The organism is Tannerella forsythia 92A2 (assembly GCF_000238215.1).
Classification (GTDB): Bacteria; Bacteroidota; Bacteroidia; order Bacteroidales; family Tannerellaceae; genus Tannerella; species Tannerella forsythia.
The window spans coordinates 1977315-1994346 of record NC_016610.1 but is presented as its reverse complement, the minus strand read 5'-3'; the positions used below and the strand labels follow the sequence as shown (position 1 = coordinate 1994346).

The following is a 17032-nucleotide window of genomic DNA, read 5'->3' as shown; positions in this document are numbered from 1 at the left end:
TTTTTTTGATTTGTTTTTATCTTAACTGCGCACCCAATTTCTCTTCCAAATTCTTTTGCAGGCGTGCCATAATACCATCAATTTGCTTGTCGTTAAGCGTCTTTTCCTCATCTTGCAGGTAGAAACTGACGGCATATGATTTTTTTCCAGGCAACAGCTTCGAGCCTTCGTACACATCGAACAAGGTAACTTTTTTCAGCAACTTACGCTCCGTTTCGAAAGCGATCCGCTCAATCTCCTCAAACGTCACGGACTGATCGACGAGCAAGGCCAGATCACGCTTCACTTCCGGAAATTTCGGAATCTCGACAAACACTGTTTCGGCCTTGCGTGTTTCCTTCATCAGGGTCGACCACAACAACTCGGCAAAATACACTTCATCGTCAATATCCATCTTCTTCAAGATCTTCCGGCTGATTACGCCGAACGTACCGAGCGTGCGTCCCGAAGCCGAGCTAATGGTCATGCCCGACGTATAAATATCATTCGAGAAAGTGCTCCACGTGAGCTTTTTCATGTTCACGCCCAGACGTCGCAAGATATTTTCGACATGCGCTTTGAGTTCATAGACCGAAGTCTTCTCGTCAGCATGCATCCAGCTATTTTCCAATCTATAACCACTCATCCATAAGCCCAGTCGATATTCTTCACTCAATCCGGACAAGGCCTCTCCCTCCTTTTTCTCGGCGGGCTGATAAGCATAGCAATTGCCAAACTCAAAAAAGCGAATCTGTTTTTGTTTGTGATTCAAATTGTACGCGATACTTTGCAAACCTCCGAACAGCAATGTCCGACGCATCACATTCAGGTCGGTGCTGAGCGGATTTATCAATGCCACACATCCGTCGGCCGGTAGCGAGGTCAACTCTTCATAATACCCGCGTCGCGTCAGTGAGTTATTCATAATCTCATGGAAGCCTGCCCCACAGAGCTGCTCCGAGATCAACGTCTCCATGCGGTAGCTGCGATCGGCCGGCGCCTGATAGCTCAAAGTCGATTGCAGGTGTTCACTGAATCCCACATGATTATATCCGTAGATACGAAGAATATCCTCGATCACATCGACATCGCGGCGTACATCGATACGATATACCGGCACACGTAACGACAATCCTTCAGCCGTCTCCGAGACAATCTCCATTTCAAGCGATGACAAAATACTTTTCACCGTTTCCACGGGGATTTCCTTCCCGATTACCGTGTTGATCTTCCGGTACGTAATCTCGACCGGATACGGTTCTGCTTTCGTCGGATAGACATCCTGTACCTCCCCGACGACCTTCCCTCCGGCCACTTCCTGAATCAGCAATGCCGCACGTTTAAGCACATAGAGTGTCCGGTTCGGGTCTAAACCGCGTTCGAAACGAAACGATGCATCTGTATTTAAGCCGAAGCGCCGCGCTGTTTTGCGGATCCATGTCGGATGAAAACAGGCAGACTCAAGGAATACATCGGTCGTTTGCTCCGTCACCCCGGAATCCAGCCCGCCGAACACGCCGCCGATACACATCGCTTTCTCCGTATCACAGATCATCAGATCATTTGCGGTCAAGGTACGTTCCACTCCATCGAGCGTTACGAACTTCGCACCTTCCGGCTCGGTACGTACCACAACTTTATTTCCTTTGATTTTAGACGCATCGAACGCGTGCAACGGTTGCCCCGTTTCATGCAATACGAAGTTCGTTACGTCTACCACGTTATTGATCGGACGCAAGCCGATGGCGGACAAACGGTTCTTCAGCCAATCCGGACTTTCTCCGACGGTCACCCCGCGGATCGTCAGTCCCGAATAGCGCGGGCAGGCCTCCGTATTAGCCACCTCGACAGTAATAGACGGCGACGGATCGTCAACCTGAAACGCTTCGACCGAAGGGAGTCTTAACTCGGCAGGCTGCCCCTGTTGCTTAAGATAGGCTGCCAGATCACGTGCCACACCATAGTGCGACGTCGCATCTACGCGGTTGGGAGTAATATCCACCTCGAGCACATGATCACTCTCCACGTGGTAATATTCTGCGGCAGGCATACCAACCCGCGCGTCGGCCGGGAGGACGATGATTCCCGCATGATCGTCACCGACACCAATCTCGTCTGCGGCACAAATCATGCCCAACGAGACCTCACCGCGTATTTTACTTTTTTTAATAACAAACTCTTCGTCGCCATGATATAGCTTCGTACCGACCGTCGCTACCACCACTTTCTGCCCTGCCGCCACATTCGGAGCGCCGCAGACGATGGGCAACGGTTCGCCGGAACCGACATCAACCGTCGTCAGATGAAGATGATCCGAATTGGGATGCTCCGTACATGTCAACACTTCACCGATCACCAGTCCGGCCAGTCCCCCCTTGATCGACTGTACCTCTTCCACACTGCCGGTCTCAAGACCGATCGAGGTCAGCGCCTCCGCCACTTCGTCGGGGGTCAGATCAAACGGCAAATATTCTTTTAACCAATTATATGATATATTCATTTCTACGTATGAGTTTTTCTCAAAAAAAAAGATGTGCAAAGATAAAAATTAATAGGCAACCGCCAATCGCCAACCGCCATTTTTTCCTACCTTTGCCGTCTACAGGTCGGTAACCGAACATGCCCGACGGCATCAGGAAGCGCCTGTATCCCAAACTTTTTTATGATGCGAATAGATATTCTGACCGTACTCCCCGAAATGATTGACGGCTGCATGAACTGCTCCATTCTGAAGAGAGCGCAGGACAAGCAGCTTGCAGAGATACACCTGCATAACCTGCGAGACTACACAACGAACAAATGGCGACGGGTAGACGATTACCCGTTCGGAGGAGAAGCCGGCATGGTAATGCAGATCGAACCGGTCGACCGCGCGATCACGGCGCTCAAAGCCGCACGCGATTACGACGAGGTGATCTACACTTCGCCCGACGGGAAAATGTTTGATCAGCCGATGGCCAACCGCCTGTCGCTGCTGCAAAACATCATCATTCTTTGCGGGCATTACAAGGGGATCGATTTCCGCATACGTGAACACCTGATCACCCTGGAAATTTCGGTCGGCGACTACGTACTGACAGGAGGCGAGTTGGCGGCAGCCATCATCGCTGACGCGACGATCCGGCTCATTCCGGGAGTCATCGGCGACGAACAGAGCGCGCTCTCCGATTCGTTTCAGGACGGATTGCTTGCGCCGCCCGTCTATACACGGCCTGCAGAATACAAAGGCTGGAAGGTGCCCGACATCTTACTCTCGGGACACGAACGCAAAATCGCCGAATGGCGTCTCCAACAAGCTCACGAACGTACGGAGCAGCTGCGCCCCGACTTGCTCAAATAAACAATAAACAAATGTATTATAACTCATAAACATCATAATTTATCCTTATGATTCGACTCCATTTGAACGATCATCCGCTCGTCGCGGCAGCCCGGGAAAGCCGGTTCAAACCACACCCATTGTTGCAGATACCCCTTTTTATCGGCATTTACATCGCCTCACTGCTCCCTACGATTCTCCCATACGTTCTTTTCCTGCTGCTGAAAGATGCTAACGTCCCCGGTGATTCGGCGATGGATACCGAAAAGTTGATCATTCTGTTCAGTTGTGCGCTTAGTGCGCTTGTCGTTGTGCTCTACTGTCGTTTTGCCGAAGGACGCAGCTTGTTCTCAATGGGATTTGTCCGTAAAGACGCATGGATACATTATTTGAAGGGAATAGCCGTCGGATTCGTCTTTTTCAGTACGGTGTACTTGACGCTTATCGCCACCGGCTCCGTCACGTTCGACGGGCTGAACAGCAAAGCAAGCCTCGCCATGCTTCTTCTTTTCTTCTTCGGGTTTGTTATTCAAGGCGCTCAGGAAGAAATCCTGACACGCGGTTACTTTATGATGAGTCTGTCGACACGGCTGCCCGCGATCGCCGCGATCCTGATCAGTTCCTTCACCTTTTCCGTGCTGCATCTCTTTAACAGCGGTTTTGGTCTTTTAGCGTTCGTCAATCTCGTGCTATATGGTGTTTTCCTTGCCGTATACATGCTCAAAACCGGCAATATATGGGGCGTATGTGCCATCCATTCGGTCTGGAACTTCAGTCAGGGTAATTTGTACGGTATGCCTGTGAGCGGAATGAACATCATGGAGACAAGCCTCTTCTCTTCGAGCCTCGTTGAAGGGAAAGAATGGCTTAGCGGCGGAGCATTCGGACCGGAAGGGGGCGTGATCACAAGCGCCGTCTCCATCCTGGCCATCGTGCTGACCCTGCTGCTCGGGAAACGTTCTTCCGAATGAAACGAAAAGGGTTGACTGTCTTTTTTTCACTGCCCTTCGGGCATATATCCCAAAAATTTCTTACTTTTACAGATGAAATTTGACAGCCCCTGATGCACATGAGACGATTTTTACAGATCATCCTGCCTTTATGCTGCCTGACGCATCTCGTGCAAGCGGCAGGTTCTTTGGCCGAGCATAGCGGTCGGTTGAAGCATTTAGACCGTATGATCAGCGATCGAGGCCGCTATCATATCGAGAAGGAAAAAGGAATCGACAGTTTGAGAAGCAAGCTCCGGCAAGCCGTTTCGGATCAGGAACGGTTCGAATGGTGCAGCCGGCTGTACGAAACGTACATCGTCTACCAAACCGATTCGGCGCTGAGATATGTCCTTGAGAGCGAACGTCTCCTCCGGCAATTGCCCGACGATGCTTTCCGTTACCGGGCACAACTGAACCGTGTCGGGGTGATGACCGTCACAGGGATGTATAAGGAAGCCCTCGACGCGCTGAATCAAATCCCCCGTCATGCGTTCTCGGGCGATCTGCTGCAAAGCTATTTCCATCACAGCCGTACGCTTTACGGACACATGGCGGACTACGCGCTGACGAACGACGAGAAGAACGCCTATCAGCAGTCTGCCGACCGCTACCGCGACTCGCTGCTGTTCATTATGCCCCATGGAGAGATAAACACCCTGATCGTCGAGGCCGATCGCTTCAACACTCACGGGCAGTTTGATGCGACCATCGCCATGCTGAAACCGGTGACCGACACATGCCGCAACACCGAGCGCATGCGTTTTCTGGCTTACACGCTCTCCGAAGCATACGCCCTGAAAGGCGATCGCGAGAACCAAAAATACTACCTGACCCTTTCAGCCATTGCCGATCTGAAGACATCGGTAAGAGAATATATCTCGCTGCGCAAACTCGCTTTCCTGCTGTATGAGGATGGCGACATCGACCGCGCTTACGAGTACATGAAATGTTCGCTCGAAGATGCTCAGTCGTGCAACGCCCGCTCACGCACCATCGAAGTGGCCGAAATCTTCCCCGTCATCGACAAGGCGTACCGTCTCAGAAGCGAACGGAAACAACGTACCATCACCCTGCTGCTTGCCAGCGTCAGCCTGCTGGCTCTCTGTCTGGTCGCCGCCATTATCTATGTCTATCGACAGATGAAGAAGCTGGCCGTGGCTCGACAGGCGCTGGCCGATGCCAACCGGCAACTGCAAACCATCAACAACACCCTCAAAGAAACAAACCTGATTAAGGAAGAATATATTGCACAATACATTAACCGCTGCTCGGCGTATATCGACAAGCTCGACCACTACCGCCGAAGGTTGACGAAGCTGGCTTCAACCTCCAAGCTCGAAGAACTTTTCAGGGCCATCAAATCGGACGAGTTTATCGAGGCGGAGCGCAAAGAGTTTTACAACGAATTTGATCATACGTTCCTCAGTCTTTTCCCCAACTTCGTGACCGACTTCAACAAGCTGCTGAACGAGAAAGACCGCATCACTCCCAAACCGGGCGACCTGCTCAATACCGAACTGCGTATCTTCGCCCTGATCCGCCTCGGCATTACGGACAGCACACGCATCGCCGAGTTTCTGCAATACTCGTTGACAACGATTTACAACTACCGGAGTAAGGTGCGCAATAAAGCCGTCGGAGATAAAAATGAGTTCGAGGCCGCCGTGATGCGGATCGGTTGAAGGGGAAACGTTATCGGCGCTTACGGAAGAAGGCTTGCATCTCGGCCGCGCATTCTTCTTCCAGAACTCCGCTGCGCACTTCCGTTTTGGGATGGAAAGCCTGCGGAGCATAACGTGAGAAACCACGTTTCTCGTCCGGCGCACCGTAAACGACTACGGCCAGTTGCGCCCATCCGATGGCTCCCGCGCACATCACACACGGCTCGACGGTTACATACAGCCGGCAATCCGTCAGGTACTTCGCGCCTAACGCCGACGTTGCCGACGTTACGGCAAGCATCTCGGCATGCGCCGTCGGATCATTCAGTCGTTCCGTCTGATTGTGGGCACGCGCAATGATCCGGTCGCCGCAAACAATCACGGCTCCCACCGGCACCTCTCCTTCCGAGGCCGCCTCGCGCGCTTCGAGCAGCGCCTGCTTCATAAAATACACATCATCGAACAAGTTCATCACCGACGCATTTCGTTTTCGTTGAAGAGCGTCGGATAATCTTCTTCCATCACACGGAGGACATGGCTCAGAATCGTCTTCCGATACCAGTTCGATTTGTTCGTAATCTTGTATTTCGACAGATGACGCTCCACGGCCTTATACTCGTCTTCGTTGAGCAAAAACGAAATACGGTGTATCCGATGATTCTTTTCGTGCGTTTCTGTTTCTTTACGACGCGTTTTCATTCGGGCAAAGATAGAAAGAATCGGGCATTATCACAAAGACGCGTCAAGCCATTGCTCGAAGGCTTCTTCCTCAGCAGGAGCCTGATCGACAAAAGACGGGTCCATGTGCATCAGGAAATGCCAGTCGCCGCCTTCGTTGTTTTGGTAGACGATCGCTTCGCCGTCTTGCGAGCCATGAAACGAACGGTCTACCCGATAGCCCCGCTTTTCAAGAAGCGTTTTCACTCGCCGGAACGTGTCTTCCCTTTTGGTGATATACGCTTTCAACTCATGATTTCCTATGACGTACGCGTCGACAAGTGTCTGACTGTCTACAAGTCCCTGACCGGGTTGATCGAGAGAAGGAATCTTGCGCCAGATAATCTCCACATCGTCTTCGTCGCGGAACATAAACTTTGTAATCGGCACACGGTTTCCGTTATACGAAAGCTCCATATAATCAGGCAATCCCGCGGGACTGAAGGCCTCGTATTCCCATCGCGCATCGTCCGAAACTTCTTCCCACCTCCGATAACCGGGGATGAATTGCACAAATTTTCGCCCATCCTCTATCCGTTCAAACAACGCCAACGGCGTCTCGTCGTTATTCTGAATCAATACAAGCAAATACATCTTATCCGTCTTTTTTGATGACACAAAAATAGGAATAAATTGCTCAAATGTTACGTTATACACACGAAATAAAACTCTTTTCTCGATAGATACATCACCAAGACCAAGACGAATATTTATATTTGATGTTGATACTATCCAAAAGCATTCAGAAATATTGTTCTTAAATGAAGACAGGTTAAACGAGTGAGTTTATAATTTAAGGATAACCCACACATCTCTATACTACTGGAAGGCCTAATCTTTTCTAAAGACCAACCTCTTTTCATTACCTTCATTTCCTATTGCTTGATAACAATACCAAGGTTTATTTAATCCGAAAAACACTTGTCTCTCGATAAATAACTCTTCACCGTGCAATTGTTTTTTATACGTACTATCTCTATGGTCAAAATATATATTGCAATCTATTTCCGGCTCATAAAAAATAAGTTCTAATCTAAAAGTCTTACTAAACTTAATTACTCTCCAAATACCTTTTCCATCTATTCTTTTGGTTTTATCATCAACTGTATTAATAATAAAATTCTTAGCAATAAAAGAACTATCAGACTTTATATATAATTCCGTTTCATAATCGGACGAAGTTCATTTACCTATAAAATACTCTCTATATGGCTCTTTGCATGCAGATATCAAAAAGAGTATTAGCATAAAACATAGTGCATAAATAATTACCAGCGGATTGTCTTGCTTCATATGCATATTTGTTTTATTGACGACACCGAATTTAAAAGGTAATTGTTATTTTATTAGAGTAAAAATTGCCGGAATATAATGTATACCCACCCACGATTCGAGGTAATAAGGCCTTTCCTTCAACGTATTGCGATTGATGACTGTCCCAAATCGGAGCAGTATAGACATAAGGCGGCAAATGTGGACGTATATAGAAAGTAAAAGAGCCTTTTAACAATTTAAATCCGATAAGGTTATACGTATCCGTACAGCTCTCTCCCGGTTTCAAAAAAACAAATTTGTCTTTGTACTTAGTTAATATGACCTCCGGTACCATATCCGATATCGTGTAATACAATTTGAACTCGTCGCGAGTATCCATTGGCTTGTAATTCTCACGATATATATATTCATAAATATTCTGCAATGCAGAGTTTATCATGTCAATTTCGTGTTCAACTTCTATATTACATGTGTCATTTATAGCAATCCAACCTTTAGAAAATAAATTATTTCCAATTGCTACTTTGTAATGTTTACCTGTATAATCACCATGCATTTTTGCCCTTTTGAAATAATTAGGATTCAAAAATTCTTCAATTGGGTATTGTAATAACCCAGCTGCGGGCAAAGAGGGTAATCCATAACGACTATCCGAGACTTTCTGAAAATAAAAACTCGTATCCGATATATTTCTATACGTGATCATTAGTTCAGGAAAGTATATGATCGAATCTTTCTTGAAAACATCGTATCCTTTGACCCATTTTGCCGATAATTCAATACTTACACTCTGAGATGATACAAGTGCATTAAAGCCTAAAAACATGCACAAACCAATATATAATCTTATCGCTTTCATATTAAAACGGATAAATAAAAATGTATCGTTTCAACGCACAAATGCAATACTTGAATGCAAATTTAAAAAAAGTTGCATTCATTAGTTGAGACTACAAAGGCATAAATTTTCAGAGTCCACACCTGCTATTTCACATTGAAAGTTCATTTAACACATTCAATCGTTCCTTATTGGTCATTTCCAAAAAAGACGAGGATATCATTTTATAAATATAGTCTGGTATTTGTTTTCCCCTGCGGATAAAATTCTCACTGTTATAGCATAAAAACGCATTTCTTTCAGTCAAGATATTACTGTCTTCTCTTTTTGAATATCGAAGTATCTTTGTTACTACACGATCTCTTCTACATACATTTTTCACTTTACTTTTTGAGAAATTTACTATAAAAGAAAGGTCTTGAACAATCAAGTCATTATTTATAACGATAAATCCGATATGTGCTTGATTATGCTTTTTCATCGCGTAATCATATATATATACATCACCCTCAATTATCGACGTTTGAGGTAATTGAGCCTCTAGTTCATTCGAAGAAGTTAGCATAGCTAACAAAATAAAAATTAGTGTGTTCATTATTTCTATATGAATTTCTTAAATAATACAAGTATAAATCAGCTTTTATTCCCCTACTCCACAAATACATTTGAGCATAAAGCTTACTTTATTTGTGCCTATATCCGCACCAGAGAGAGCGTACGGCTTATGCGGCGTCTGATAATGGAATGTACCCACATCGCCTTTTTTCGTAATATTCCTTTCGGGTCGTAATCCATAACGATGCCTCCATACGTTTTCAGACGATTCAGATTGTCGTACGTAAAGTTTTCCTGTTTGTTCCTCCGGTTATCTTTGCGATAAGTCAGATTTCCCCTCGCCACATCAAAACGGTAGGTGGAATTCAAGAACGTGCCCCCGGCTGTCGATTGAGATTTTATCCCTTCGGAACAAAGGATAGAGAAGTGTTTTCTCTTCCTTTGTCCGAAGAAATCAATGCCTGCCGATTCCATTAATAGTTTCATTTGCTACTTGAAACTACATTGTTGACATTTAGGGGCTTTTTGATGGAACAATGAAAACTTGGTGCGCCTTTTTTGTCGGATAACAAAATTTCAATAATAATTATTGTTTCTATCTCTGATGTATAATAAAGCAATAAATCTATCCACGATAGCGTATTCCTATATCTGTAAATTTCCTTTGCTAAATTATCTATATCTTCATATTTTTTTTCACAAAACACATCATACCTTTTTCGCTCTCTCTCTACAGGACTGTCTCGAAGAGCAAACTGTTTAAGTTTCAGATACGACACATTATTTGATATATGACTAGTACACATTACTCTTCCCATACTTAATACTTTTTGTGTTTCTTCTAATATTTTCTGTTTTATCTCAGATAAACTTAAAGGAAGAATATTCATCAATCCTCCATGAAACTTAATTTCCTGCTCATCATCCTTTCCAAATATCAATTTAGCCAAAAACAAAGCATTAGCTTTTGTAACTTTGTATAATTGTATATCAACCCATGTAATTTCAGATTGTATCGAATATATTTTGTCCGCTAAAACAGTGCTATCAACATATATTCTATGCTTCTTCAAATAATCAATATCCGAAACTGTTTGATCGGCATCTTTTATTTCTCGGATTACAAATTGTATATCATGTGAATATATATTATTTTCACTATACTTCCGCCATACATCTATGACCTTTTTTGATAGATCAATTATATTTTCTTCAATATTAACTTTATCCATCACCAATATTTAAATCGTGAAACAATTTGCGGTTTAACTTTATCATAGAACATATATTCAATTCCAGACATACCATTTATAGCATTTATTTGAGGATGTGTTCCAATGGTTAAAACTCCGTCCATTTGCATTCGAAAAAGCGTTCCTCTGGATATTGTTGTAGAAACAACTTTTCCTCCATTTTTTACATATGATTCTGCATAAGAAGGATTATCTGTCATAAAAAGAAAACCTTCCTTTCCTTCACTTCCTGTTAATCCTCTATATAATATAACATTATCTCCAAAAGGATCTAAACTAAAATCATACTGAAATGTTGGATTTGTTGAAATAGGTTTCCCTGTCCAAGGATTCATGTTATTTTGACGTGCATACTTATATGCAGACATCGAACCTGAAACTCCACCTATAGGAGCTCCAAATATTGCTCCATTTAACCCTGCTTGATTTGCTTCCTTTATGCTTCCAGTCAAAATTAGATTTGTAGCAAATCCACCGGCATATCCTCCTGTTGCCCCTCCAATTGTCCCCGTTATTGCTCCTTGCAGCACAGGACTACTAATGCTTGTTCCATTTATAATAGCACCTCCGAGGTATCTTGCTCCCCATTGTCCGGCAATACCTCCTGCATACGAAGATACGATTCCAACACCACCTCCTATTGCTATATCCCATCCTTTTGCTCCTCCTAACCAAGCATTTGTAGCACCAACGGTTGCTCCTCCCCATATCCAGCCTCCCAATTCAGGATATAACGCACCAAATCCCGCAACAGCGCCCGAACCAAATGCGGCAGCACCATGGCCTAATACAGTCCAAAAATCTCCTTTTATATTTCCCTGAACAATATTCACAGCCAAATTGACTACGCCGCCAATAACAGCCGCTATTATATCATCAATGATGGCATATTCCCCACTTTCATCCACATACACCAGCGGATTGTTTAAACAATACGAATATCGGTTGAAGTTCTGCGAAAAGTCCGGCATCTGCACATACGGGTCGGGACTAAGAAAGCGGCCGAGAACGGGATCATATAAACGGGCGTTCATATTGATCAACCCGAACATCGGAAGATGTTCATGACCCGTATAACCACGCCCAAGCAGTAATTCCGTCTCGTTGTCGGGAAGATAGACGGCATGCGTCTCCGGATTACGCAAACGTCCCCACGCATCATAACTCAGCTCCTGAACAACCGTTCCGTTACTCGCTACAAGATGAGTCATAGTCCCAAGATAATCGCGACAGATATAATACAGCGACCAACCGTTCCCCGTATTCATATACACCGCCGGAGCCGTATAAGCATCCCCGCCGATATAAAGCCGGTGTTTATGTGAACTCCCCATAACGTCCGTTTCGTAACGTCCACCAAGGTAGTAACGCGTATAGAGCGGTTTGCCACCCTTCTTTACCGTCATCTTTTGGCGATCGCCCGAGGCATTATATATAAACGAGGCTTCGTAGCCGTTTTCGGTAATGACGGACGGTCGATCAAATGAAGTATATCTTATAATCTGCTCTCTCGGAGGGATTACTTTATTTGTGCCTATATCCGCACCGGAGAGGGCGTAAGGCTTATGCGGCGTCTGATAATGGAATGTACCCACATCGCCTTTTTTCGTAATATTCCCTTTTGGGTCATAATCCATAACGATGCCTCCATACGTTTTCAGACGATTCAGATTGTCGTACGTAAAGTTTTCCTGTTTGTTCCTCCGGTTATCTTTCCGATACGTCAGATTCCCCCTCGCCACATCAAAACGGTAGGTGGAATTCAAGAACGTGCCCCCGGCTGTCGATTGAGATTTTATTCCTTCAGAACAAAGGATAGAGAAGTGTTTTCTCTTCCTTTGTCCGAAGAAATCAATGCCTGCCGATTCTGTTAATAGTTGCATTTGCTATTTGAATTTACGCCGTTCAATCTCTTAATTACATCTTTTGCAGAAAGCAATCTTTTACTTGAAGAAACAATAACAGCATCATATCCAACCTGCTTTACTTCATCGTCATTAAAAATTATCAACTGAACCGAACCCGCAGGAAAAAAACCTTTTATTTCTATAAAATATTTTTCTTTATTAAAGAAATCTTTCTTTGTACTCTTTATTGTACCTGCATTACCTTTGAAAAACGCTACTTTTTTACTAGAAAAATCAAATGAACCTTTGTCTTTTTGAAAACGACAATTCAAATACTTGCTTTCGCAAACATTCAGTGTAGACACAGCATCCTTTCCCACTTCTGTAAGACAATCCAAAATGTCTTTGGATATATTTTCCATCAACTTTTCTTGCCCCATTAAGAAATTATTAAAAATCAAAGACATACATAATATTAAAAACAATTGTTTCATTCTTTTACTGATTTAAGAAATAAGAAAATGTCCAAGGTCTGATTCCATTACTCCATAGATACATTTGGGCGTTTAATAAGTATGGATGTATCCCAATATTAAAAATTCCAGATAAATTCAAGGCTCTTGAAGTATGTGAAACGCAACTGCTAATCTCTACACTATAATGCAATTTACCTATCGTCTCTCTTGCATTTAACCAATTAGCATATTTTGTTATTGTTCCCCTATTCACATTTAAAGTTTGCCTCCAATAGGTTTCCCCTGCACCTGTGTGAGTGTCCCAAAGGTTTGTTCCTTTCATCCAATGCCAACTGCCATATGGGTCAGTATATCTATTCGGACCAACTGAAATTATACCGTTAGGATCAGCATAAGCAGGATTTCCATTGCCATATCCTGTTGCTGTCGCGGACCCCTCTTCTACAATAGCGGAATGTCCGGTCGCATCTGAGTGTTCAGTAACCAAATCAACTTTTTGAGGTTTAAAGCCCATTAATATATCACTCAAATTCGCCATTGCCCCTAATCCATATCCCAAGTTTTCATACCACTTGTTGCCTTTTTTGCCGAGATGACCAAAAGAACCATTCGTAAAATCATAAGAGGCAACACCTAAACTCATTGAAACTGGTGTTTGCCCTCCTGTGTAAATATGCGTGCCAACAGAATTTACAAACGAAGCAGATATTATTCCTGCCGTGTTTGCCATTGGCATACCCGAACTCGCTATCGCCCAACCGGCATAGCCACTTACACCACCTACGACGGCACCTCCAAACATATAACCCCAAGTTTTACCTGAGTTGTAATCCCATTTTACAGGGTTATATTGACCTTCGTTAGCAATAACCCCTCCACTATAAGCACCTATCACTGCCCCTACAATAACAGGGACGAACCAGGCTATTTCTCCATCCTCATCCACATACACCAGCGGATTGTTTAAACAATACGAATACCGGTTGAAGTTCTGCGAAAAATCCGGCATCTGCACATACGGGTCGGGACTAAGAAAGCGGCCGAGAACGGGATCATATAAACGGGCGTTCATATTGATCAACCCGAACATCGGAAGATGTTCATGACCCGTATAACCGCGACCAAGCAGTAATTCCGTCTCGTTGTCGGGAAGATAGACGGCATGCGTCTCCGGATTACGCTGCCGTCCCCACGCATCATAACTCAGCTCCTGAACAACCGTACCGTTACGGTTTACAAGATGAGTCATATTACCAAGATAATCGCGACAGATATAATACAGCGACCAACCGTTCCCCGTATTCATATACACCGCCGGAGCCGTATAAGCATCCCCACCGATATAAAGCCGGTGTTTATGTGAACTCCCCATAACGTCCGTTTCGTAACGTCCACCAAGGTAGTAACGCGTATAGAGCGGACAGACATCGGAAACGAGCTGCGTATTGATCGCCTCAACTATCTTCCTGAACACTGATTATCTGCTTATTACAATTATTTATCACAATCAATCCGGAGAATTGTTATTACAATATTATTGTCTCACATAAAAATACTTCGAATCTTTAAATTTTGCCACATAATCATTTAATTGATATATTTCTTTCTGCAAAACACGATATACAAATATGTTATCATCTTTAACATATAAAATCGTATTAGGCAAATGTGCACATTCTAGTATATATTGGGGATCTTTGCCAATAATTTGTCTGATTGCAAATTTCACTTGCTTTGCATATCGCTTGGAATAAGTCGGATATATTGTACCATATATATCTAATTGGTTATCTACAAAAAAGACATAATAAGTTGGATTTAATTTACTGTCATAGCAATAAATATTAAAGTTAAACCTAAAATCTTTTATTATTAAACAACTATCAGTATATAGTTTAGCAGTATCTATTTCAACATTCAATACAAATTTAATTGTCTGGCCGCTTATCCCATTTCTTATCGAATTAGTCCTTTCTTTGATATGATCTTCTAAAGGCTCCCCGAAATCTCTTATGACAGATTGAAAAACAGCTTCATTTAAGTCGTTTAAATATTGAATAGAATCTAATTCTCCATATTTTTCTTTAATCAATGAGAGAGGTGTTTGCCCATATAAATATTGCAAAGAAAATAGAGAGAGCAACATTATTATATATCTTAATCTCAGCATAAATATCAAAAAAACATACGATTATTTTATTCCACTAATAGACCAAGCCCTAAATTTCGTGTTATTTACGAGATTCGTGAATCTATAATTTCCTACTCTTAAATTAACTACGACTTTATTGGAATAGAATTTTATAAAACGAATATTATCTGCATGATACATTTTTCCGTGTTGCATATGAACTGAAATAACTTTTCCCAGATTTTTTACCGATAACATATATTCCGGATTTTGAAGTTTAAAATAGTCAAAATGCACTGACTCAAAATTATTATTTAATAGATTGTCATACCCTCGCAGCCTCATTTTAACGCCCTCTCCATCAATATAATTACTAATTCTCACATAATCATCGTATGATTTATTGCCTCCGAAATGCTCATTCAGTTCTGCAAAGGTGGTAGGAACACAATCATTCAAGTTTTTCGATCCTACATTTGAAATATCGAAATCAATCGTTTGATACGGTTTTTCAGTATTTAGTAAAGACCATTGATTTCTTCCATATTTCACATCATTCCCCCACCAAACATTTTTTCCCTGTCTTAAGGCTTCTTTTCCTCCGGCAAAACCTCCGGAAACGGCTCCAGAAAGTGCTCCTCCTATAGCTCCGGATACTAAACTTGATTTCCAATTGTCGAAGAAGTTATTACCGGCTATCAAGTTATTTCCTCCGTTCAAAAGGAAACTACTTCCGCCTCCTATTACTCCTCCGGATACAGCTCCGATTCCTGCACCGGCAGCAACACCGCCTGCTTCAAAAGTGGCAGCGACCCACGCACCTCCCAATGCTGATAATGTTCCCACAGCTGCCCCAACAGCAAAAGACCCCAATCCTTTGGCATTAAATTGAAATCCGTGTGTTGCCCAATTTACAACACCTCCAACTACAGCTCCAATAATAAGATGTATGAACTCTCCATCTTGATCCACATACACCAGCGGATTGTTCAAACAATACGAGTACCGGTTGAAGCTTTGGGTGAAGTCCGGCATCTGCACATACGGGTCGGGACTAAGAAAGCGGCCGAGAACGGGATCATATAAACGAGCGTTCATATTGATCAACCCGAACATCGGAAGATGTTCATGACCCGTATAACCGCGACCAAGCAGTAATTCCGTCTCGTTGTCGGGAAGATAGACGGCATGTGTCTCCGGATTACGCTGCCATCCCCACGCATCATAACTCAGCTCCTGAACAACCGTTCCGTTACTCGCTACAAGATGAGTCATAGTCCCAAGATAATCGCGACAGATATAATACAGCGCCCAACCGTTCCCCGTATTCATATACACGGCCGGAGCCGTATAAGCATCCCCGCCGATATAAAACCGGTGTTTATGAGAATTCCCCATAACGTCCGTTTCGTAACGGCCGCCAAGATAATAACGCGTATAGAGCGGTTTGCCACCCTTCTTTACCGTCATCTTTTGGCGATCGCCCGAGGCATTATATATAAACGAGGCTTCGTAGCCGTTTTCCGAAATGACGGCCGGTCGCTCAAATGAGGTATATCTTACCGACTGCTCTCTCGGAGGGATTGCTTTATTTGTGCCTATATCCGCACCGGAGAGAGCGTACGGCTTATACGGCGTCTGATAACGGAATGTACCCACATCGCCTTTTTTCGTAATATTCCCTTTCGGGTCATAATCCATAACGATGCCTCCATACGTTTTCAGACGATTCAGATTGTCGTACGTGAAGTTTTCCTGTTTGTTCCTCCGGTTATCTTTGCGATACGTCAGATTCCCCCTCGACGCATCAAAACGGTAAGTGGAATTCAAGAACGTACCCCCGGCTGTCGATTGAGATTTTATCCCTTCAGAACAAAGGATAGAGAAGTGTTTTCTCTTCCTTTGTCCGGAGAAATCAATGCCTGCCGATTCCGTTAATAGTTGCATTCGCTACTTGAAACTACACAAAAATAGAAATAAATTTCTCAA

16 protein-coding genes are annotated in these 17032 nt (G+C 43.7%); 3 read left to right on the top strand and 13 right to left on the bottom strand.

Annotated features, from left to right (window positions below):
* Window positions 1-16: 16 nt before the first annotated feature.
* Window positions 17-2479 carry a phenylalanine--tRNA ligase subunit beta gene (pheT, locus tag BFO_RS08170; RefSeq protein ID WP_014225211.1) on the bottom strand — a complete coding sequence of 821 codons (2463 nt, stop codon included), beginning with the start codon at window positions 2477-2479 and terminating at the stop codon, window positions 17-19.
* A gap of 165 nt (window positions 2480-2644) precedes the next feature.
* Here pheT and trmD point away from each other — a divergent pair, with 165 nt between their 5' ends.
* The 3 genes from trmD to BFO_RS08155 all read left to right on the top strand — a co-directional run bounded on the left by trmD (window position 2645) and on the right by BFO_RS08155 (window position 5972).
* Entirely contained in the window at window positions 2645-3319 is a 675-nt protein-coding gene (gene trmD / locus BFO_RS08165) for a tRNA (guanosine(37)-N1)-methyltransferase TrmD (RefSeq protein ID WP_041590801.1), read from the top strand.
* Window positions 3320-3366: 47 nt separating this feature from the next.
* On the top strand, window positions 3367-4269 hold the full coding sequence (locus tag BFO_RS08160; protein WP_041590800.1) for a CPBP family intramembrane glutamic endopeptidase: 903 nt from the start codon (window positions 3367-3369) through the stop codon (window positions 4267-4269).
* Between the two features lie 92 nt (window positions 4270-4361).
* A complete protein-coding gene (locus BFO_RS08155; protein WP_014225207.1) occupies window positions 4362-5972 on the top strand; it encodes a DUF6377 domain-containing protein in 1611 nt (536 codons plus the stop codon).
* A 10-nt stretch (window positions 5973-5982) separates the two neighbouring features.
* Here BFO_RS08155 and BFO_RS08150 read toward each other — a convergent pair whose 3' ends face one another.
* From BFO_RS08150 to BFO_RS08095, 12 genes are all read right to left on the bottom strand, one after another.
* A complete protein-coding gene (locus tag BFO_RS08150; RefSeq protein ID WP_014225206.1) occupies window positions 5983-6423 on the bottom strand; it encodes a nucleoside deaminase in 441 nt (146 codons plus the stop codon).
* The gene (locus BFO_RS08145) at window positions 6423-6650 is read right to left on the bottom strand and encodes a hypothetical protein (protein ID WP_014225205.1); all 228 of its coding nucleotides are present in this window, start codon (window positions 6648-6650) and stop codon (window positions 6423-6425) included. Before BFO_RS08145 ends, BFO_RS08150 begins: the two co-directional genes overlap by 1 nt.
* A 30-nt stretch (window positions 6651-6680) precedes the next feature.
* Window positions 6681-7262: a hypothetical protein gene (locus BFO_RS08140; RefSeq protein WP_014225204.1), complete on the bottom strand. Its 582-nt coding sequence runs from the start codon at window positions 7260-7262 to the stop codon at window positions 6681-6683.
* Window positions 7263-7992: 730 nt separating this feature from the next.
* A complete protein-coding gene (locus BFO_RS08135) occupies window positions 7993-8802 on the bottom strand; it encodes a hypothetical protein (RefSeq protein ID WP_014225202.1) in 810 nt (269 codons plus the stop codon).
* Window positions 8803-8932: 130 nt separating this feature from the next.
* Window positions 8933-9376, bottom strand: coding sequence for a hypothetical protein (locus BFO_RS08130; RefSeq protein ID WP_041590798.1), 444 nt, complete (start codon window positions 9374-9376; stop codon window positions 8933-8935).
* Between the two features lie 98 nt (window positions 9377-9474).
* The gene (locus tag BFO_RS08125) at window positions 9475-9822 is read right to left on the bottom strand and encodes a hypothetical protein (RefSeq protein WP_244262898.1); all 348 of its coding nucleotides are present in this window, start codon (window positions 9820-9822) and stop codon (window positions 9475-9477) included.
* Complete coding sequence (locus BFO_RS08120) at window positions 9819-10568, bottom strand: hypothetical protein (RefSeq protein WP_014225199.1); 750 nt, start codon at window positions 10566-10568, stop codon at window positions 9819-9821. The genes BFO_RS08125 and BFO_RS08120 overlap by 4 nt, the downstream gene beginning before the upstream one ends.
* Entirely contained in the window at window positions 10568-12472 is a 1905-nt protein-coding gene (locus BFO_RS08115) for an RHS repeat domain-containing protein (RefSeq protein ID WP_014225198.1), read from the bottom strand. Before BFO_RS08115 ends, BFO_RS08120 begins: the two co-directional genes overlap by 1 nt.
* The gene (locus tag BFO_RS08110; protein WP_014225197.1) at window positions 12460-12930 is read right to left on the bottom strand and encodes a hypothetical protein; all 471 of its coding nucleotides are present in this window, start codon (window positions 12928-12930) and stop codon (window positions 12460-12462) included. Before BFO_RS08110 ends, BFO_RS08115 begins: the two co-directional genes overlap by 13 nt.
* A 4-nt stretch (window positions 12931-12934) precedes the next feature.
* The gene (locus tag BFO_RS14445) at window positions 12935-14386 is read right to left on the bottom strand and encodes an RHS repeat domain-containing protein (protein WP_014225196.1); all 1452 of its coding nucleotides are present in this window, start codon (window positions 14384-14386) and stop codon (window positions 12935-12937) included.
* A gap of 60 nt (window positions 14387-14446) precedes the next feature.
* Entirely contained in the window at window positions 14447-15004 is a 558-nt protein-coding gene (locus BFO_RS08100; protein WP_041590796.1) for a hypothetical protein, read from the bottom strand.
* 99 nt (window positions 15005-15103) lie between these two features.
* The gene (locus BFO_RS08095) at window positions 15104-16990 is read right to left on the bottom strand and encodes an RHS repeat domain-containing protein (protein WP_014225194.1); all 1887 of its coding nucleotides are present in this window, start codon (window positions 16988-16990) and stop codon (window positions 15104-15106) included.
* Window positions 16991-17032: the final 42 nt, after the last annotated feature.